The organism is Asaia sp. BMEF1 (genome assembly GCF_051628905.1).
GTDB lineage: Bacteria > Pseudomonadota > Alphaproteobacteria > Acetobacterales > Acetobacteraceae > Asaia.
This window is the reverse complement of sequence record NZ_CP157575.1, coordinates 1,854,250-1,871,362: the sequence shown is the minus strand read 5'-3', so window position 1 is coordinate 1,871,362 and position 17,113 is coordinate 1,854,250. Positions and strand designations below refer to the sequence as shown.

Here is a 17,113-nt window from a genome sequence, read left to right as displayed (position 1 = left end):
GTCCGAACCTGTGCGCATGGGTCGTCCGCGAGAGGTTGAAGTTCAGCGAGGGAGTCGAGGCGTTGCGCGATCAGGTCCGCTCGGGCTGCGAGCTAGCGCATGTTGCCGATCCGTTTCGAGCATTTTGGTGCACGGTCCATGGCCGGTTTCGTGACCTGGGACGGCCGTTCCTATTCCAGACCATCTAAATTATAGAGTCGATGTTCGACCGGAAGCGAGCGGGGCGTAGGGCATCTTTCGTCGACGGTGCCTAAGAGCGGTTCGAGTGGATGGACAAGGCGGCCTATTTAGAGTTCGTCCTCGGGAATATCCGGCGTTGTGATAAAGCAAGAGGCTTCAGGGTTCTGTCATGTAGGCAGGTCATCGAATGAACCTTCAGATGGATGACCCGTTGGCGACGCTTCGTGCGTGATTATGAACGCCGTATCGACGTTTCACAGGCCATGACCCTCATCGCAATGGGCGCCAATCTCGCTCTTAGAAATGCCCGTCCTTGAACCGCCAAGCAGACTCTAAGGGGGCACAGGGCTTGTAAGCAAATAGGATCGTGACTCGATAGGTTACCATTCGACATATTGAGCGCGTCGAAAAAGCGGGATTTAGACCATGGCAACAGTTACAACAATAACCAGACTGAGGTAATTGATGGGATGGGACCGAGGTGCCTACTCGATGCTGTGAGATATGTTATTTTCGAATTGGTCAAACAGTCAAAACTCGCGGTGCTGATCGGCAGCATAACGCAAGCCGAAGCCGGGGAACAGTTTCCACATAGCTATGGACCACACCTTCATGGCCGCGTAATTAGCGCAGATTGTCTCCGCCATTTCCGAAGCGATTCGCAGAGACCTATATCGACTAATGCAGGGTGACGTTAAAGTGAAAAATACGGAATGGTTCCAGCCTGGCAAACTTGGGATTGTAGTGCAAGGTCCAGTTCACCAGAGCAACATAATAGAGACTGCAAATATATGTCTCCAATGGCGGAATATGTTCCCTAATTCGGAAATAATTCTTGCTATTTCCGTGACTGATATTATAGCCGGTAGCTTGGTCGACGGCATTCTACAAGACATTAGCCTCGTACCAAAGCATCGGCACGATGGGTACTTATGGAATGCATTCTCGATTTTAGAGAAGGTATGCGATGCAATCACGCTCGGTGAACCCGCTCTGCCATTGCCGCCAATTAAACGAGACAGTCCGGCGTCTAATAATATTAATTTCCAGATCGCCGCTGCTAAGGCTGGGCTGGCACTCGTTAAAAGCGAATACGTTCTTCGAATACGATCAGATCTAATTTTTCTCGAGCCGATATTCCTGTATGAATACGCAGCGGGCTGTACGTTGCCACGCGGCAAGGCGTCCGTCTTCGAGGAGAGAGTCATGATCTCGTGGCTCTATACGCTTAATCCGTACTCTTTGGAACGCCTACCGTTACATTTCAGCGACTGGTTTCATCTGGGCTTAACACGAGATGTTATCAAGATCTGGAATGTAATGCCTATCACTCTGTCGGATGCGATGTATTATAACAATCACACGTATCTAGCGGGAACGAACGGGCCGGAACGGCAATTCCTGACGAAGCGAGCTGTCGAACAGTACCTTATGTATAACATGTTCAAGCCACACTTCCCACAGCTCAAACTGGAACGCCACAATGACCTCCGCTCGCGTGAACTGAGCTTAGATATTCTGATAGATAATTTTATACCTAGCGATATTTTTCGATCAAAAGCTGCATTTAATAAGTACAATCACGAGTTTTTTGATAAAAATAAGAGAATTCAATGTATTACTCATGAAACCTGGCGCGAACTTTGCTTATCCAGGGATGAAACGCACCTCTCCGTCATCCAGCGCATCGCAGAGATCGAAGGGCAGGCAGACCTCTCCTTACTTACTTCTATGGACATGAACGTTCCGCTTTCGCCGGAACAATCACTCACCTCGGATATTTCACAAGAATCAGTGCCGGCTATCGCAGCAAGCTCGGACGGAAGTTTTCCGTTACGGTATGGAGCAGCCCAGCTACACATGCGAGAGGGTGTTAGAGAAAACGGCGAAATTATTGCGCGAGACGAGGACGGACTTGTTTTCTTCGGACCTTATATCAGCCTCCCCAACGGTCATTACGTGGCGCGCATTCAGTTCTCACGTCTTGTCGGGAAAGGTAGACTGCTATGTCGTGTAACAGCGAATAACGGCGAGCTTTTGCTTGCCGAGAAAGAGCAGCACATTGCCAGAAAAATGGCAGCTGGTTTTCTTCAGGTCGATTTCTCAATCAAGACCGAAACAGCCGACAATGTCGAGGTGACGCTGTCGAAAGAGGGTATTTCATTTATATCCATCCCGGTGATGGAAATCGGCTTGCGATCCAATGAAAAATCATCCAAAGACCGCACGAGGTCTGTTCGTAAAAAAGGAAAGCTCTCGCATTTCTTAGGTTGGCAAGGGCGATAGGTTCGGTAGAATCGCGAAGGCGATAGGAGAATAATTGCTTATGAAACGCCTAGTTGTCGATCTCGATGACACTTTGACGATTAACGATCAATCGCTCTCCTATGGCGACCAGGAGCCTAATCTGCCGTTGATCGCGAAGCTTCGAGAATATAAGGCGCAAGGCTTCGAGATCCTCATTCAGACCGCGCGTAACATGCGTACCTATCAGGGTGCTATGGGAAAGATTAACGCGCACACTCTGCCTGTTGTGATTGAATGGCTTAACAAGCACGATGTGCCGTATGACGAAATTTATGTTGGAAAGCCATGGTGCGGTACCGCCGGGTTTTACATCGACGATCGAGCCATTCGTCCAGCAGAGTTTATCTCTCTATCCTTTCATGAAATTGAAGCGTTAATAGAATCGGGCAAATGAGCGGCTTCACGAGTATTAGTCTGATTCTGTCAGGCGCCTTTAGTAATTCGGAAATCATAGCCGAATTTGGACTTCTTCCCCCCGCCTTCCTTCCCTTGGGAGTCGGTCGTCTTTACGATATACAGGTCCAGGCCCTCCGGGACAGTATACAGGATGCGGAACCTCTCTATCTTACCGTTCCGGAAAGTTTCGAGGTGCCTGCGCATGATCGCCGTTGCCTCGCCAATAAGGGGGTAAGCCTCTTGTCAGTGCCAGACGGGCTTAGCCTAGGAGAATCTTTGGTCTACGCTATCAACGTCGTCAATGCTTATGCAGGTGGTGTCCGTTTATTATACGGTGATACTCAGATTGGAACGATCCCGTCTGGATTTGATGTCGTTGCTGGGCATATCGAAGGCGATGACTATTCGTGGGCCGCAATAAATCATAAGAATGATGAAATCGTTTCTCTGGAGACGATCGAGGCAGCCAATGAGATGGATCTTGATCGGCCAGTTGCTTGCGGATATTTCGCTTTTTCAAGTGGCGCAGAAATCGTTCGTATGGTCAGCCAAGCGCGCGGCGATTTCATCAAAGGACTTAATCTCTATAACCGACATCTACCTTTGACTTTGTCTTGGGTAGATGAGTGGTATGATTTCGGTCATCTTCAGACCTATTTCCGCTCCCGTCGAGTGGTCACAACTGCGCGCGTGTTCAATAATCTTCAGATCACACACAATACCGTCTGCAAGCGATCAGCCGATACTTTCAAAATGAGCGCAGAAGCAGAATGGTTTGAAAACGTACCACCATCAGTCCAGCCCTACACAGCACGGTTACTGGAGAAACACGTAGATGGTCCAAGTGCAAGCTATACAACAGAGTATCAATACGCACCTAATCTTGCGGAAATTTACGTCTTTGGACAGATCGGGCGCGCAACATGGAAAAAAATTCTTGCTTCTAGCATTGAATTTCTCGAGATTTGTACGAAAACGGTAGGTGAAGCTCCACGAGAAAAATATTCTCGGGAGCTCATGGGAAAGAAATCGTTCGGGCGGTTGGAACAATTCGCAAGGGAAAGTGGTTTCGATATAGAACGCGAACTGACTTACAAGAATCGACCCACCCCCTCCCTTCTTAGCATAGCCTACGAGCTAGAGAGATTAATTCCCATTTCTCATGAAGAGCCATGCACGCTGATCCACGGCGACTTCTGTTTTAGTAACATTCTCTATAACTCCCGAAATGATCGTATATCAGTGATTGATCCGCGTGGATATGTTTTCAGCGGAGAGCGCGAGATATACGGAGATTTTCGTTACGATCTTGCAAAGTACTCACACTCCGTAGACGGGCTATACGATTTTATTCTTGCTGGTCGTTACGATCTTACGCAGCGCAACGCCTATGATTTCGAACTCAACTTTGATGTATCACCGCAACGCCAGTGGCTTCAAGATTCGTTTGCAGATGTAACGATCGCAGGCGCTTCGGCCTCCGGTACTGATATTCGTGCGATTATGATATCGTTATTTATCTCAATGTTACCCCTACATGCCGACAGGCCGGACCGGCAGAAAGCATTTATTGCTAATGCGCTACGTCTTTTTACGCAAATGAAAGGGTGAGAAAAAATGATTATCATTCCCATGGCAGGTCTGTCTAGCCGATTTACAAAAGCAGGCTATAATAAGCCTAAATATATGTTGCCTATATCAGGAAAAACCGTATTTACTCGATCTGTCGAAAGCTTCTCAGCATACTTTGAAACGATACCGTTCGTGTTCATAGCCAGAGAGGTCGCGGATACCAAGGCTTTCATCCGTGCAGAAACTGAAAGGCTTGGAATTCGAGACGTACGAACTGTTATTTTAGATCATGAGACGACGGGACAAGCTGAAACTGTCGAGTTCGGAATTAGAATGGCTGGCGTGGCGGAAAACGGGCCTCTTACTATTTTTAATATTGACACATTTCGCAAAGATTTTTGTTTTCCTACTGCGCCTTGGTTCGCTTCGTCCGATGGTTATTTGGAAGTGTTCGTAGGGCAAGGAGAAAATTGGTCATACGTCGGACCAAAACATGCGGAAGAAGAGCCTTTAGTCGAACGTACAACAGAAAAACAACCGATCTCTACGTTATGTAGTGATGGGCTTTATCATTTTGCTCGATCGAAAGATTTTTTGTATGCGCTCGACAAAGAACGTTCGATTCGTTCTGCAAATGAGTTGTATGTTGCACCGCTTTACAATCATCTAATCCAGACCCAACGTCGGATTCACTACGCGTTAATTCCTCCAGAAGACATTATTTTCTGCGGAGTACCGTCAGAGTATGAGGCTCTCGTGAGACATGCGGCCTGAATTCGCGGCTCCGTAACCGAAATGAATCGAAGCTCCTTGGTTTCGAAAATATGGATGTAGCTCTCCATTTTTGACGAGGTGCTCTCTTCAAATGTGACTGCATCGCGGTTGAGCCCGATCAAGGCGGACATGCACAACAGGTATGCGGAGGAGCTCGGATTCTAAGCTGCTCGGAAAAAGGCCTCTGGACATTTGTCGCTTCTGGGAATGTTGTCTAGCAACGGCATGCGTCAGACAACAATTGCATATTGACGGCATTCGGCGTTTCAGGGGATGGTAGGTGGCAGGAATTATAGGCATCCCGGACAACATTAAGAAGCTTCATGCCAAAATCGAACGGGTTCTGGCGAAATGGAGTTTTTCACAGCCTGCCTCTATGGGGGATCAATTATGACACTGATCACGAGCGTGTTCGTCGGCTTTTCGCGACGATAGTCGGCGAGCAGCGATCCACCGGAAGCAATGCAAAGCGCTGTCACATCTAGAGCACAGAGAATCCTCTGATTATCTGAGGAAGCTGGTGATCAACCGACACAATCAAGTCCGGTGTCCCGACTTCACATACATCCCTGATTAGACCCTGTTAGGTCTTGATGTGATTTGCGGCGGCTGCGATGCAGATTACTGATTCATTAGACCCATTTGGGGCACGAAAGGGACGGTGCATTTCGTTTGGTCGGAATGACTGGCCGCGAGCCTCTGCTCCACAAATCTTCACGAAACCGGTTTGAGGCATATCCCCGGTCACAGACTACATGGCGCGACGCAGCCGGCAATGCGCCTAGGAGAGCTAAGGCAGACGGTACTTCGTGCTGCCTGCCCAGGGGGCAAGGAAAATAACAGGGCTTTTCCGCGCCCCTCGGCCGCAACGCAGATCTTGCTGCCAAAGCCTCCGTACAAACGGTCAGGTGCCTGGCAATTGCTCCGGTTTTTTCGGAGCCTCCCTTTGCGCCGTTCTGGTGACGCCGGAAGATCGCCGATACTGTCAGGCACAGGTTGCGTGGTGGTGTTTTGCCTTTGGGTCGCACCGTCTCGATCAAAGGCTCCCAAATCCGCCAAGTATCAACAGAAATTGCAGACGGCATCATGCTCATCACAAGCAGCTATGCAGTCCTTTCCGTCACTCAAGGCCTAACAGGCCCTAGCGGAAGCAAAATAACGCATAGATTAACGAGCTCAGAAGTCTGTTCAGGAAGAAGGAATTTACCCTATAAGAGGGTTGATCATGTCAATAGCTGCGGAAACAAAATTGAATGAAAATGGTTCTTTTGACTGCTGCGCTATTCATGTTGCCCTTTCACGCCTTTGCGCAGCCTATCCCAAATTTGAATATGGGTGAGACAACGAGAGTCAGAAACGATGTAGTCCAGCTTGTCGGAACGAATGACCGTATGGTTCCGATAATGAAAACGAAACCTGACACTGACGGCGGAGCGCCAGACTCTGCAAGTCGTGCCCAAGAGTCTGAAACTCACATGCTTACCGAAAGGCATCAGTCAGTCGAGGCAGCTACTCCGAGTACGATTTGGGTCGGCGGAAATTACCTCTCCCACGTCACCTTCATTAGTAAGGATACAACTTGGACCGTATGTGCATACCGCTGCGACTATCGGAATGCGCTTGATGCTTGGCATGCCGCCATAAACGCTAATTTTCTTAACGGGGCACGGCTTACTATTCGCATCGCAGATGGCGTCTATAACCTTAATAACCAATTTTTTACTAACGTTACAAAAACTCAGTATGTACGTGTAATCGGTAATACCACAAATCCTGGTAAAGTTATCTTGAATTTCATTAAAACCAAAGGCACCAACTTCAATGGTTTTTCAGCCTATGGCGGCGGAAAGATCGGTTTAATAGACGGGATAACCATCCAGTCGCCAGCCGATGGCACCGGAGCGTTGCTTTCCACTGACCATCTTGGACGGCATACTTGGAATGCGCAGAGTTATGGTAGTGGAATTATAGCTTTTGGTGCTGGGTCCAACATTACTGTTGGCAACCACGTTGTTATTCGTAATTTCTATTACTCCATGACCGCTGATAACAACGGAGGTATCGATGCGTCGCAGGGGGGGGTCTCAATGGCTTTAGCGGGCGATGTAAATGCCATGGCCCGCGGTGGCGGCGTAATTGTATGTACGCCCTGCATGGCAACCGATGCCAGCGACTATACAAATAAAAATATTCAGTTAGGATCTAACTATGATGCTGAGCGTGGTGGTTCTCTTTATATTGACGGATCTATCGGATCCGGATCGCTTATATCATCTATAACCGGGTTAACTGGTGGACATATTTGGGCGCATAATATTATAATAAGTAAATCTTTGATTTTTTCATCTGGACAAGGTGTATGGATTACTGGAAATTCTTCGGCAGAACTCATCGGCTGCGACGTGTCCGGTTATAATATTGGTATTAATGTGACGAATGGTGGCTACGCTGACTTAGATTTATGTAATATTCATGATAATGGTCAAAGTGGCGTCATAGCGGATGGCGGTCGTTTGACTGGCAATTCCGTTTCTATAACTGATAATAAGGTGTACGGCATTCAAGCTATACATCAAGGGACTGTCATAATGTTCCACACCTACGCTAAAATGCATGGAAACGGCACAAATTTTTCTGCACAGCCAGCGGGCGTCGAAAGTACGTCAAGATCACCCTACACCGCTTCCAGCATGGATATACAATAACAACTGCTTCTTCATGCGATCACGGTCCTATCGCAGCGATGCCACATCAAATCCTGTGTGGTTGAGTGTGAGGGACACTGATTAGACGGTCTTAGCGTTCGTCGACAGAGCGGAATAAGGCTCTACGAAATTGACTTAAAGCTACCATTCTGTAGGCGGAGTTGGACGAGACGATCGGAGCTAGGGGCGCTGATCGGCCCGATGCTATCGGTTGAGACGAGACGTGGCTGCCGTCTCACCGACGATAATCAGGGTTTTTCGGTGGCATGATGTAAATGGCGCGTACAGGCGCAGAATAGCGTTACCTTTCTCCCGGTTATAGAAACAGTAACAGCTTGTTCCGCCGTTACCGACCCGGCGGTCGAGCAGAGCACGCTCGACGCCTTGCTTCAGGCCCTGTTGGGCCGCGGCCGATTGGCGGACATAATCGGCAGCTCAGTGGTCCGCGCTCAGTACGGCGCTGTCGAGATAAAATAGGGGTTAGCTTAACTGAGGCGCCCAGCCGACTGCGCGTGGCGGCTTCTCAACCAAGCGTCACACCCAAATCCTGAATAATACTTCGGCGATTTTCCGAATGGTCTCTGAAGAAAATTAATGCAAGTGCGTAATCATACAGCGAGTGGAAGACTACAATCTAACAAAGAGGTGGGTAAAACAAAAACTATTATCAATTATCACGGCAGGAATTTGAAGTCGCCAGTGATAAACAATTATTAGTTCTGATTTTACCTCTTTATAGCTGGAATAATAAATTTATTTATTTTGCGATCCACGCGGCTGTAATTGCTGGACTAATTAGGGTGCTAATCAGCTGATTAAATTTATAAAATCTTCCAGTTTTAGCATTTGCAATTAGAATTACATCCTTATTTTTCATAGGAATTCTTTGGGAAAGTAGGTAGTTGGTTGGATCCATAAGATCCATTTTATAAACAACGGGCGTTCCGAGCATTGTAGGCGCTGTGGTCAGGTGTAGCCGTTTAGAAGCAACGGAATCTTCAAACCGAAACAGAAAAATAGCATTCGGATCGGCACGATTATCGTTCGGCCCACCGGCACGGGCTACCGCTTCAGCAAGGGATAGGTTGGGGGATTTAAATGGAATTTCCGTTACGGTGGTTCCTGTGGCACCAAAGACCGTATAGGTGCGAGGCTGATAAATGATATGGATTCTATCACCAGGATGAGCCCGAATATCTTCTTGGGGATGTGACTCCAGCGTACCAAGATCGGTGCTGCCTGTTCGTTCGCCTCTTACAAGAGACACATGTGTGTCTTCTGGGGGGTAAAGAGCTCCTCCTGCAATAGCAACCAGATCAGAGAGCCGCTCTTCTGCAGTGCTTAGAACTATGCGGCCTGGACGATGTACTTCTCCAGAGACAATCACTGTATTCGCAATATCGTTAGAAATTCTTACCATGACTTGTGGATTTTGGGATTTTCCTTCGAGTTTTCTTCGGATCTGTTCTGACACGAATTGGGGTGTAACACCGGAAACACTAAGGCGCCCAACAAAAGGAATGGCGATGGTGCCATCAGCTTCTACTTGTGTGGGTGGAAGACTTTGATGGGTCACGCCAGCGGTAATTCCGCCAGAAACGGCCCCGCCACTTGCGCCGTCAGCTTCTGCAGTCGCACCACCACCCGGAGAAAAGAGCCCACTTCCTAATTCGAAAATGGTGATCGTGAGAACGTCTCCTGGACCAATCCGATCGTTATGAAAATATGTTGCTCCGCTTCCATCAAGGCTGGAGATCAAGGGTGGTATTTCAGACGACAGGATTTCTGTTGTCTGGGGGGTGATCGGGATGATCTGATAGCCAAGGGGGTTCTTGTCTGGATTTTTTGCGGATGCGAGGATGCGACTTTCTGTCGGTGCGCTCTCAGGAAGAGCGCTGCATCCCGCCACCCCTATCAACGTCATCAGGGGAAGCAGCGTGGGCAGGTGCTTGGCAGAACTGAACAATGTGGAAAGAGCAATTGGCATAGAGAAGTCGGCTTCCCGGATAGGTTAGGTGGCGCAATCATGCTGCCCGGTGTGGACTCCCGAGAGGATATCACAGGAGAGACTTTAAAACAGATGGGGCTTTTTACTGGAAAAATCGCGCTACATGAAAGAGTTCCCAGAAATTCAAAATCCTTCAGAGGTGGACCCGTCCGTCCGGACATTTTTCGGGTTTGAATAAGCTATACCTAGTTGTTATGCCGCCATTCTGACAGTGTTACTATTGTTCATCGGGTTTGGGGGGCACCCCAAGCCAGATGGCATCGGCACATCATGATACGCATCATCGAACGTACGTCCAGTCTGTACCTTATGCGGATGCCTTTCGTTATAGTATGCGGTTTCATTTGATCTGACCGCTCACCCCGCTCGCGGCCCCACTGTCGCTTGTCGCGTCCAGCGATCTGGCAGATTTCGAGCTTGCGTTCTGCTTCAGCGCGGGCGACTGAGGCGGCGTCAAGATCAGCTTTTTCCTTCGCAAGTTCGGTAATTGTTGCTTCTCGATGAGACTGACTTGCCGCAGCCTCATGCTCTCGCTTCTCCAGTGCAGATCGAGCCGCCTTTTTGGCATGGCACGGGGTGGAGTTAATCGTGTTCACAGCAGCTGCTCCGCCGTGACGTGCTCTCAGACCGCCAGTGTAGATAGCGTTGGCAATATCTCCCCGACGATCACAGCCTCTGCTGATTGATCGTTCCATAAACTCGAAGTTTCCCGCAATCCAGACATAGAGTGCGGAGTGCTGCCACTCGCCGCGCTCACAAGCTGTGAGAGCTTCGCGGGGGGGGGCGCTGCGCGGTATCGTCGCGATCGTTGTCATGTAGTTGGCCCTCCGGTGCGTCAGCATTAGCTATCATCGTGCAGAGATGGACGCATCGCCGCACGATGCGGACGCAGAGTAAATGCAATGTTAATGCCAATTTTCTCTTTTTCCATATACAAATGCAAACCTTCAGTTTACGCGCCGCCGTTGAAGGGCGGCCTTGTGACACTCACGCAGTCACTCGGATCGAAGATGGCTTTGGTTCCTGCAACTGGTATTGTGGCACTGGAACGGTGGGTGTGAGGTTCGGAGCAGATGCGATATAGATGCAGTCCATATCGTGATATCTGGAGGGCCTATGGCGCAGTTTATCATTCGCAATCTAGACGGCAGCGTTCATGAAGCGATCCGGCAGAGAGCCGCCCGTCACGGGTATGGTCTTGAGGCCGAGGTGCGGGAAATCTTGAGTAGTGGCGCATTGGAAGAGGTAGGCTCTCATCTGGGGGCAGGGCGGAGGTCGCGCATGGCCGCTCGTTTCGAGCAGGCAGGATTTCTCGAGAGAGAGGAAATCGAGGAGTTGAAAGGGACTGCTGCTACGCTGGCAGCCTTCGACTGACGTTTGTACTCGACACTGGTACCCTGTCCGCTTTGATGAAGGCGCAGCCGGATTTTGTCGTGACGGAATGGCTCGATCAGCAGGGCAGTACAGCTCTTGGGACGACGTCTGTAAATGTGTTCAAGGTTCACTTGGGTCTAGCCTGTATGAAACTTGGCAGGAGGCGGAGTGCTCTGATCGGAGCTTTCTCCTTTATGCCCCTTGAGGATCTGGGCGGGGCAGGTCTTGAGCCCGACGACCGTTCAGCTGAAATCGCTGTAGAACGCGGGGCCGTGGGAAAACAGGTCGATTTCCGAGACACCGCGATTGACGCTATGACTGTGTCATATAATGCTACATTTGTCACAAGAAACCTTCAATGCTTCACCGGCCTGACTATTCCCGTGATCTCTCCATGGTGTGCGAGGTAATGTTTTGAAGAGCTCTGGCTGCGAAGCTGTGAATTCCGGGCTTTGAAGCAGCGCCGCGGTCTAAGAGACTGAAGCAGAGAGTGGTTTGACTGATTTTCCGCAGAGCTCTGAGGAAATGGGCGATTATCAAACACGCTTGAGATGAGGGGATTGTTGCCGCGACATCCTTCGTGAGGCGGCGGCGTCCGAGCCATGCAAAGCTTCTCTCCACAACCCCGATCGTCCATTGGCCGAGTTGTGCTAACGTTTTCGGAAGTTTCTCGCTGGCATAATCTTCGTCACCGATCAGGTGGCAAAATCAGCGGAACAATGAGTGTAGCCTGGTCGCTACCAGCGGCGCGCCGTCACGATCCTGAACGTCGGCGGAATGCACGACAGTCGCCACGACATGACCCAGTGTGTCGGTCGCAATATGCCGCTTGCGTCCCTTGATCTTCTTGCTCGTGTCATAACCGCGAGGGCCACCGTTCTTAGAAGTTTTAGCCGATTGGCTATCGCTAATGCCCACCGAAGACGTGGCGTCTCGCCCGCCCTGCTCACGCGACAGGATCACGAGCTTATGGTGTATGGCTTCCCATCGTCCCTCGCGGATCCAACGGTAGAAATAGCGCGGCACGGTCTGAAGGCGGGAAAGTGACGCGGCAATTGCCGCCACTGGCAGCCCGTGGAGACGATATAGAAGATCGCGTCCATGACCCGGCGCAAATCCGTATGTCAGGGTCTTTCCAGTCGTTTCCGCTCCGGCATCAGCAGCGCAATCAGCGCCCACTCCGCATCAGGTAGGTCGCTCGCATATTCAGGATCGCCCCGGCGATGCTGCCGTAGGGGACTTGAGTCCAAGCCATCTTGATCTCATCAGGTTGTCGCAAAACCGTGAATCACAGCCCGCTGAAATCACTCAATCCATTTTCGGTGACATACGAGGGCCTGTTTGGAAAGTCGCTGAAGTGCGATTCAAGTTTTGGATGTGGACACCCGAGCAGAGGGTCCGAAAGACGAAGCGCTCTTCTTCGGACATAATAGATAAGGAATGGGATCGCATCGCTGACGCCCGAACCTGTGCGTATGGGTCGTCCGCGAGAAGTTGAAGTTCAGCGAGGGAGTCGAGGCGTTGCGCGATCAGGTCCGCTCGGGCTGCGAGCTAGCGCATGTTGCCGATCCGTTTCGAGCATTTTGGTGCACGGTCCATGGCCGGTTTCGTGACCTGGGACGGCCGTTCCTATTCCAGACCATCTAAATTATAGAGTCGATGTTCGACCGGAAGCGAGCGGGGCGTAGGGCATCTTTCGTCGACGGTGCCTAAGAGCGGTTCGAGTGGATGGACAAGGCGGCCTATTTAGAGTTCGTCCTCGGGAATATCCGGCGTTGTGATAAAGCAAGAGGCTTCAGGGTTCTGTCATGTAGGCAGGTCATCGAATGAACCTTCAGATGGATGACCCGTTGGCGACGCTTCGTGCGTGATTATGAACGCCGTATCGACGTTTCACAGGCCATGACCCTCATCGCAATGGGCGCCAATCTCGCTCTTAGAAACGCCCGTCCTTGAACCGCCAAGCAGACTCTAAGAGGCTTTTCAGCGATACACCTTATCTGCCAAGATGATCGAGGTTGCACTGGCTTTACCTAGCCGGTTCTCTCGCAGTCTGGCGCCGTCACCCGCCGCAGCAACTGTCGTCTTCCATTTCCGGACCAGGCAGGATTTCTGATCAATGGAAACATGCGATTTATAGCCAAAAAAGTGGAGTGACGAGGTCTGAGGAAGGGGTCGTCCTGCCCTCCCGGCTTTTTGTGTCTAAAATCAACGAAACCGGCATGGTTCATGACTCACCCATCACGTGCCATTCGAAGGATGGAATCACACGGACAGACTCAAAACCCGAGGGTTTTCGAACTCTCTGGCTAGAAACTAGCTTGAGACTTTTCTGTAATGGGCGCAAGCTAATAGGGCTTGGATTAACTGTACCCTGGATCGAATAGCTTTATGAAGGGTTTCTCTCCCCTACGCATCGGCATTGACGGTTTCAACCTTGCGATGAGTCGAGGGACAGGCGTAGCGACCTATGCGCGCACACTCAGTCATTGCTTGGAACAAATGGGACATCATGTGGACGTCCTTTATGGGATGGACATCACACGCTATATGTCGCCAGCGTTACGTGAAGTGATGTTTTTCGATAGGCTTGGTCAGGACGTTCATCAGCGTAAAACAAAACTTTTTTCAGCCCGATGGTGGCAAGACCGCCGCTCCGATTTTTGGGGAGAAGAGGCCGTAACGATTCCTATTTCTGGCCGTGTCGAGGCGCGGAGCTTCATTAACAGACTCCCTGCTTATGACCGCCTTTTGAATGCCCCGTTCCTATTTGAAAAGGCAGCTAAACGATATCGTACACTTAAGCGCTTTACACCCCTAAGTATCCCTAATCCTCCTCAAATTATGCACTGGACTTATCCCCTTCCGCTTTATCTAAAAGGTGCCATTAACATCTACACAATGCATGACCTTGTCCCCTTAAGACTACCTTACACGACATTGGATGATAAAGCATATTATTCTAGACTAATTGCTGATATTTGTAAAAAGGCCGATGGAATCTGCACCGTCTCAGAAGCATCTCGCAATGATATCATCAATTTCCATCCGGAAGCCGCAGCCAAAATATATAATACCTATCAATCGGTGCATCCTAATCAGAAAATTATAGATCTGTCACCTGCGCAGGTTGAAAAAGAAATTGATGGCGCTTTTGGATTGAAAACAGATTCTTATTTTCTTTTCTTCGGCTCTTTCGAGCCCAAGAAAAATATTGGAAGAATTATTGAAGGCTTTCTTGAGGCTGATACGCAACGAAAACTAGTTCTTGTCGGCGCGATGGCATGGAAATCAGAACAAGAAGTTCGTTTTCTTGCGAGAGGCATCCAGATAAATCGCATCATGAAGATAGACTATCTTCCTGATACTTTATTAGGCGCTTTAATCCGGGGAGCAAGGGCTGTGCTCTTCCCATCTTTGAGCGAAGGCTTTGGCCTCCCTGTTCTGGAGGCCATGGCTTTTGGAACGGCAACTCTCACCTCAAAAGAGGGGGCCCTGAGAGAAGTCGCGGGGGACAATGCGGTTTTGGTAGATCCTTATAATATTTCAGCCATCACATCTGGAATTGAAAAACTCGACCGCGACAATGAACTATGCGAGAAGCTCGCTCGTGAAGGCCCATCTCGTGCAGTAAATTTCGATATGCCACATTATGCGAAACGTCTAGATTCAATGTATAAAGAATTTTTACAAAAATAAATTGAGTGAAATGTTTATATATATTTAATTCCAGAAAAGAGGAGTATGAATATGATTTGCGTTCCTGCGTTGATTGAGGCATGAATTTAGGCATGACTGAATTAAACGTTATTTCCTCTGGTGACATGATGTCGCATTCAAATTTGCAAAAAAAATCTTTCACTAGAAAAGCTGCGCGGTGGCTGAAAGGTCACCCTGGCTTTAACTTGATAGTTTTTTTTCCTACATTTCTCGCTATTATGTATTATGGCTGTGTGGCATCTCCTCAATACGTCTCGCATGCTTACTTTGTAGTTCGAGGCGCCGGAGCTCAAACACCGAACATGCTAGGGGGGCTTATCCCGGGTATGAGTGGTGCGGGAAACACTGAAGATACCTATGCTGTTCAGACCTACATGATGTCGCGCGATGCGGCGCGTGCTCTAATGCAGTCTCAAAGACTAAGAGCCGTATTTGATCATCCTAATGCAGATTTTTTAGCTCGATTTCCAACATTTTTCCGCGGAAATACGTTTGAGCATTTCTTTTCTTACTATCAAAAGCATATTGTCGCCGAGCTAGATACAACGACTGGTATTTCGAGCCTTACGGTTAGAACTTTTTCTCCTCAAGACTCGCAGCGAATTGGGAAAGCACTCATAGATGCAGGTGAACGTCTCGTCAATGAGATGAATGCCCGTCAGCGTCTGAACACCATTGCATCTTCTCAAAAAGAAGTTTCCACGGCAGAAGAAAAGATCAGCAGTATTGGCTTAAAAATTGCAGATTACCGTAACAAAGAGAAGATACTTGACCCTCTTAAGCAATCAGTCCCTATGCTGCGCGATATTGACCAGTTGAAAGCTATGCTTACGGCTACGCGGCTGAAGGTTGATCAGATTATAAAATTTGCTCCGAATACGCCTTTGCTTCCTGTATATCAAAGACGAATTGAGGTTCTTAGAGCTGAGATTGCCCAAGCTCAAGGTGACATTACAGGATCAGACTCTTCTTTGGTACCCAAGATTACAGAGTACGATAACCTCATCACTCAAAAAGAGGTAGCCGAGCGCGAGCTCGTAACCGCAACAGTTAGTTTGCAAGCAGCCAAAGTTCAAGCTGACCGTCAACAGCTATACTTAGATGAAGTTGCGCAACCAGATTTGCCGGACTATCCGGAATATCCGCATGCGATTTCAGATATTCTTATTATTTTGGCAACTAGTATGGGAGTTTATGCTCTAGGTATTCTTCTTATTAGTGGCGCGCGTGAGCATCAGATCCACTAATGTCTGATATTCCTTCTCATATGCCACATCAATCTTCTGCATGGCGCAGAATTTTTCCTATTCAGCAATTTCTACTCCAATTTCGAGTAATTGGCGCGTTGCTGTTCAGAGAAATGCATACTCGCTACGGTCGCGAAAATATTGGTTTCCTATGGGTGGTGGGCGAGCCAATTCTGTTTTGTGCTGGCGTCACAATCGTCTGGACGATATTGCGCGACGCTCATGAGCATGATCTTCCAACGACAGCAATTGTTCTTACCGGCTATGTTCCGCTGACAATGTGGCGACATTGTCTAACGCGTGCGGTGAATGCCTACATGGCCAATGGAAGTTTGCTTTTTCATCGTCAGGTAACTCCACTGGATATTATTCTTGCACGCGTCATCTTGGAGGTTATGGGCGCCCTAGCTGCGGGTTTTTTGGTTTTTCTGGGCGCGTGGCTTGTGGGATATATAGAGCCACCGAAAGATTATGGAATGTTGTATCTAGGGCTGGGTTTTCATTGTCTTTTCAGTTTAGCTACTGCCCTTTTGGTTGCCGCGCTAAGTGAGGTCTCGGAGCTAGTAGAAAAGAGCATTGGTGTTATTTCATATCTTTCCCTACCGCTCTCTGGGGCATTTACAATGGTCGATTGGCTTCCCCCCCGTTGGCAGAAAATGATCTTATGGTCACCTAGCGTTGACAACATTGAGATGATTCGGGAAGGACAATTTGGTCATAATGCTCATGCTCATTATGATATCTTTTACGATAGTTGGATGACGTTTCTCCTTCTTCTAATTGGGTTATCGCTAACTCTTCGTGTTCGCCGACATATTACGGTTCAATGA

General features: G+C 48.9%; 10 protein-coding genes and 4 pseudogenes. 11 read left to right on the top strand and 3 right to left on the bottom strand.

Annotation, left to right across the window (positions count from 1 at the left end):
* Window positions 1–4 precede the first annotated feature (4 nt).
* The 6 genes and pseudogenes from ABHV46_RS08115 to ABHV46_RS08090 form a co-directional block, all read left to right on the top strand.
* Window positions 5–497: pseudogene (locus ABHV46_RS08115) on the top strand (transposase); the annotation flags it as partial.
* 493 nt (window positions 498–990) lie between these two features.
* Window positions 991–2,466 (top strand): WavE lipopolysaccharide synthesis family protein, encoded by a 1,476-nt coding sequence (locus tag ABHV46_RS08110; RefSeq protein WP_438381070.1) that lies wholly within the window; start codon window positions 991–993, stop codon window positions 2,464–2,466.
* A 40-nt stretch (window positions 2,467–2,506) separates the two neighbouring features.
* Window positions 2,507–2,881, top strand: coding sequence for a capsular biosynthesis protein (locus ABHV46_RS08105; protein ID WP_336947444.1), 375 nt, complete (start codon window positions 2,507–2,509; stop codon window positions 2,879–2,881).
* Window positions 2,878–4,494, top strand: a complete 1,617-nt coding sequence (locus ABHV46_RS08100; RefSeq protein WP_438381069.1) for a capsular biosynthesis protein — start codon at window positions 2,878–2,880, stop codon at window positions 4,492–4,494. The genes ABHV46_RS08105 and ABHV46_RS08100 overlap by 4 nt, the downstream gene beginning before the upstream one ends.
* Window positions 4,495–4,515: 21 nt before the next feature.
* A complete protein-coding gene (locus tag ABHV46_RS08095; protein WP_438381066.1) occupies window positions 4,516–5,229 on the top strand; it encodes a glycosyltransferase family 2 protein in 714 nt (237 codons plus the stop codon).
* 1,253 nt (window positions 5,230–6,482) lie between these two features.
* A complete protein-coding gene (locus ABHV46_RS08090; protein WP_438381064.1) occupies window positions 6,483–7,934 on the top strand; it encodes a right-handed parallel beta-helix repeat-containing protein in 1,452 nt (483 codons plus the stop codon).
* Between the two features lie 757 nt (window positions 7,935–8,691).
* On the opposite strand, the gene ABHV46_RS08085 is transcribed toward ABHV46_RS08090, so the two are convergent.
* Window positions 8,692–9,921, bottom strand: a complete 1,230-nt coding sequence (locus ABHV46_RS08085; protein ID WP_438381062.1) for a polysaccharide biosynthesis/export family protein — start codon at window positions 9,919–9,921, stop codon at window positions 8,692–8,694.
* Window positions 9,922–11,058: 1,137 nt separating this feature from the next.
* Between ABHV46_RS08085 and ABHV46_RS08080 the strand changes: the two genes are divergently transcribed.
* On the top strand, window positions 11,059–11,316 hold the full coding sequence (locus ABHV46_RS08080) for a FitA-like ribbon-helix-helix domain-containing protein (RefSeq protein WP_438381061.1): 258 nt from the start codon (window positions 11,059–11,061) through the stop codon (window positions 11,314–11,316).
* Window positions 11,317–11,802: 486 nt separating this feature from the next.
* On the opposite strand, the pseudogene ABHV46_RS08075 reads toward ABHV46_RS08080, so the two are convergent.
* Window positions 11,803–12,571 (bottom strand): annotated as a pseudogene (locus ABHV46_RS08075) (IS5 family transposase); the annotation flags it as partial.
* 120 nt (window positions 12,572–12,691) lie between these two features.
* Between ABHV46_RS08075 and ABHV46_RS08070 the strand changes: the two are divergent.
* Window positions 12,692–13,272 (top strand): annotated as a pseudogene (locus ABHV46_RS08070) (transposase).
* Between the two features lie 30 nt (window positions 13,273–13,302).
* On the opposite strand, the pseudogene ABHV46_RS08065 reads toward ABHV46_RS08070, so the two are convergent.
* A pseudogene (locus ABHV46_RS08065) lies at window positions 13,303–13,513 on the bottom strand (IS5/IS1182 family transposase); the annotation flags it as partial.
* A 194-nt stretch (window positions 13,514–13,707) separates the two neighbouring features.
* Here ABHV46_RS08065 and ABHV46_RS08060 point away from each other — a divergent pair.
* The 3 genes from ABHV46_RS08060 to ABHV46_RS08050 all read left to right on the top strand — a co-directional run bounded on the left by ABHV46_RS08060 (window position 13,708) and on the right by ABHV46_RS08050 (window position 17,113).
* Entirely contained in the window at window positions 13,708–15,015 is a 1,308-nt protein-coding gene (locus ABHV46_RS08060; RefSeq protein ID WP_438381059.1) for a glycosyltransferase family 4 protein, read from the top strand.
* Between the two features lie 92 nt (window positions 15,016–15,107).
* Complete coding sequence (locus ABHV46_RS08055) at window positions 15,108–16,283, top strand: capsule biosynthesis protein (protein ID WP_438381057.1); 1,176 nt, start codon at window positions 15,108–15,110, stop codon at window positions 16,281–16,283.
* Between the two features lie 20 nt (window positions 16,284–16,303).
* Window positions 16,304–17,113: an ABC transporter permease gene (locus ABHV46_RS08050; protein ID WP_408870706.1), complete on the top strand. Its 810-nt coding sequence runs from the start codon at window positions 16,304–16,306 to the stop codon at window positions 17,111–17,113.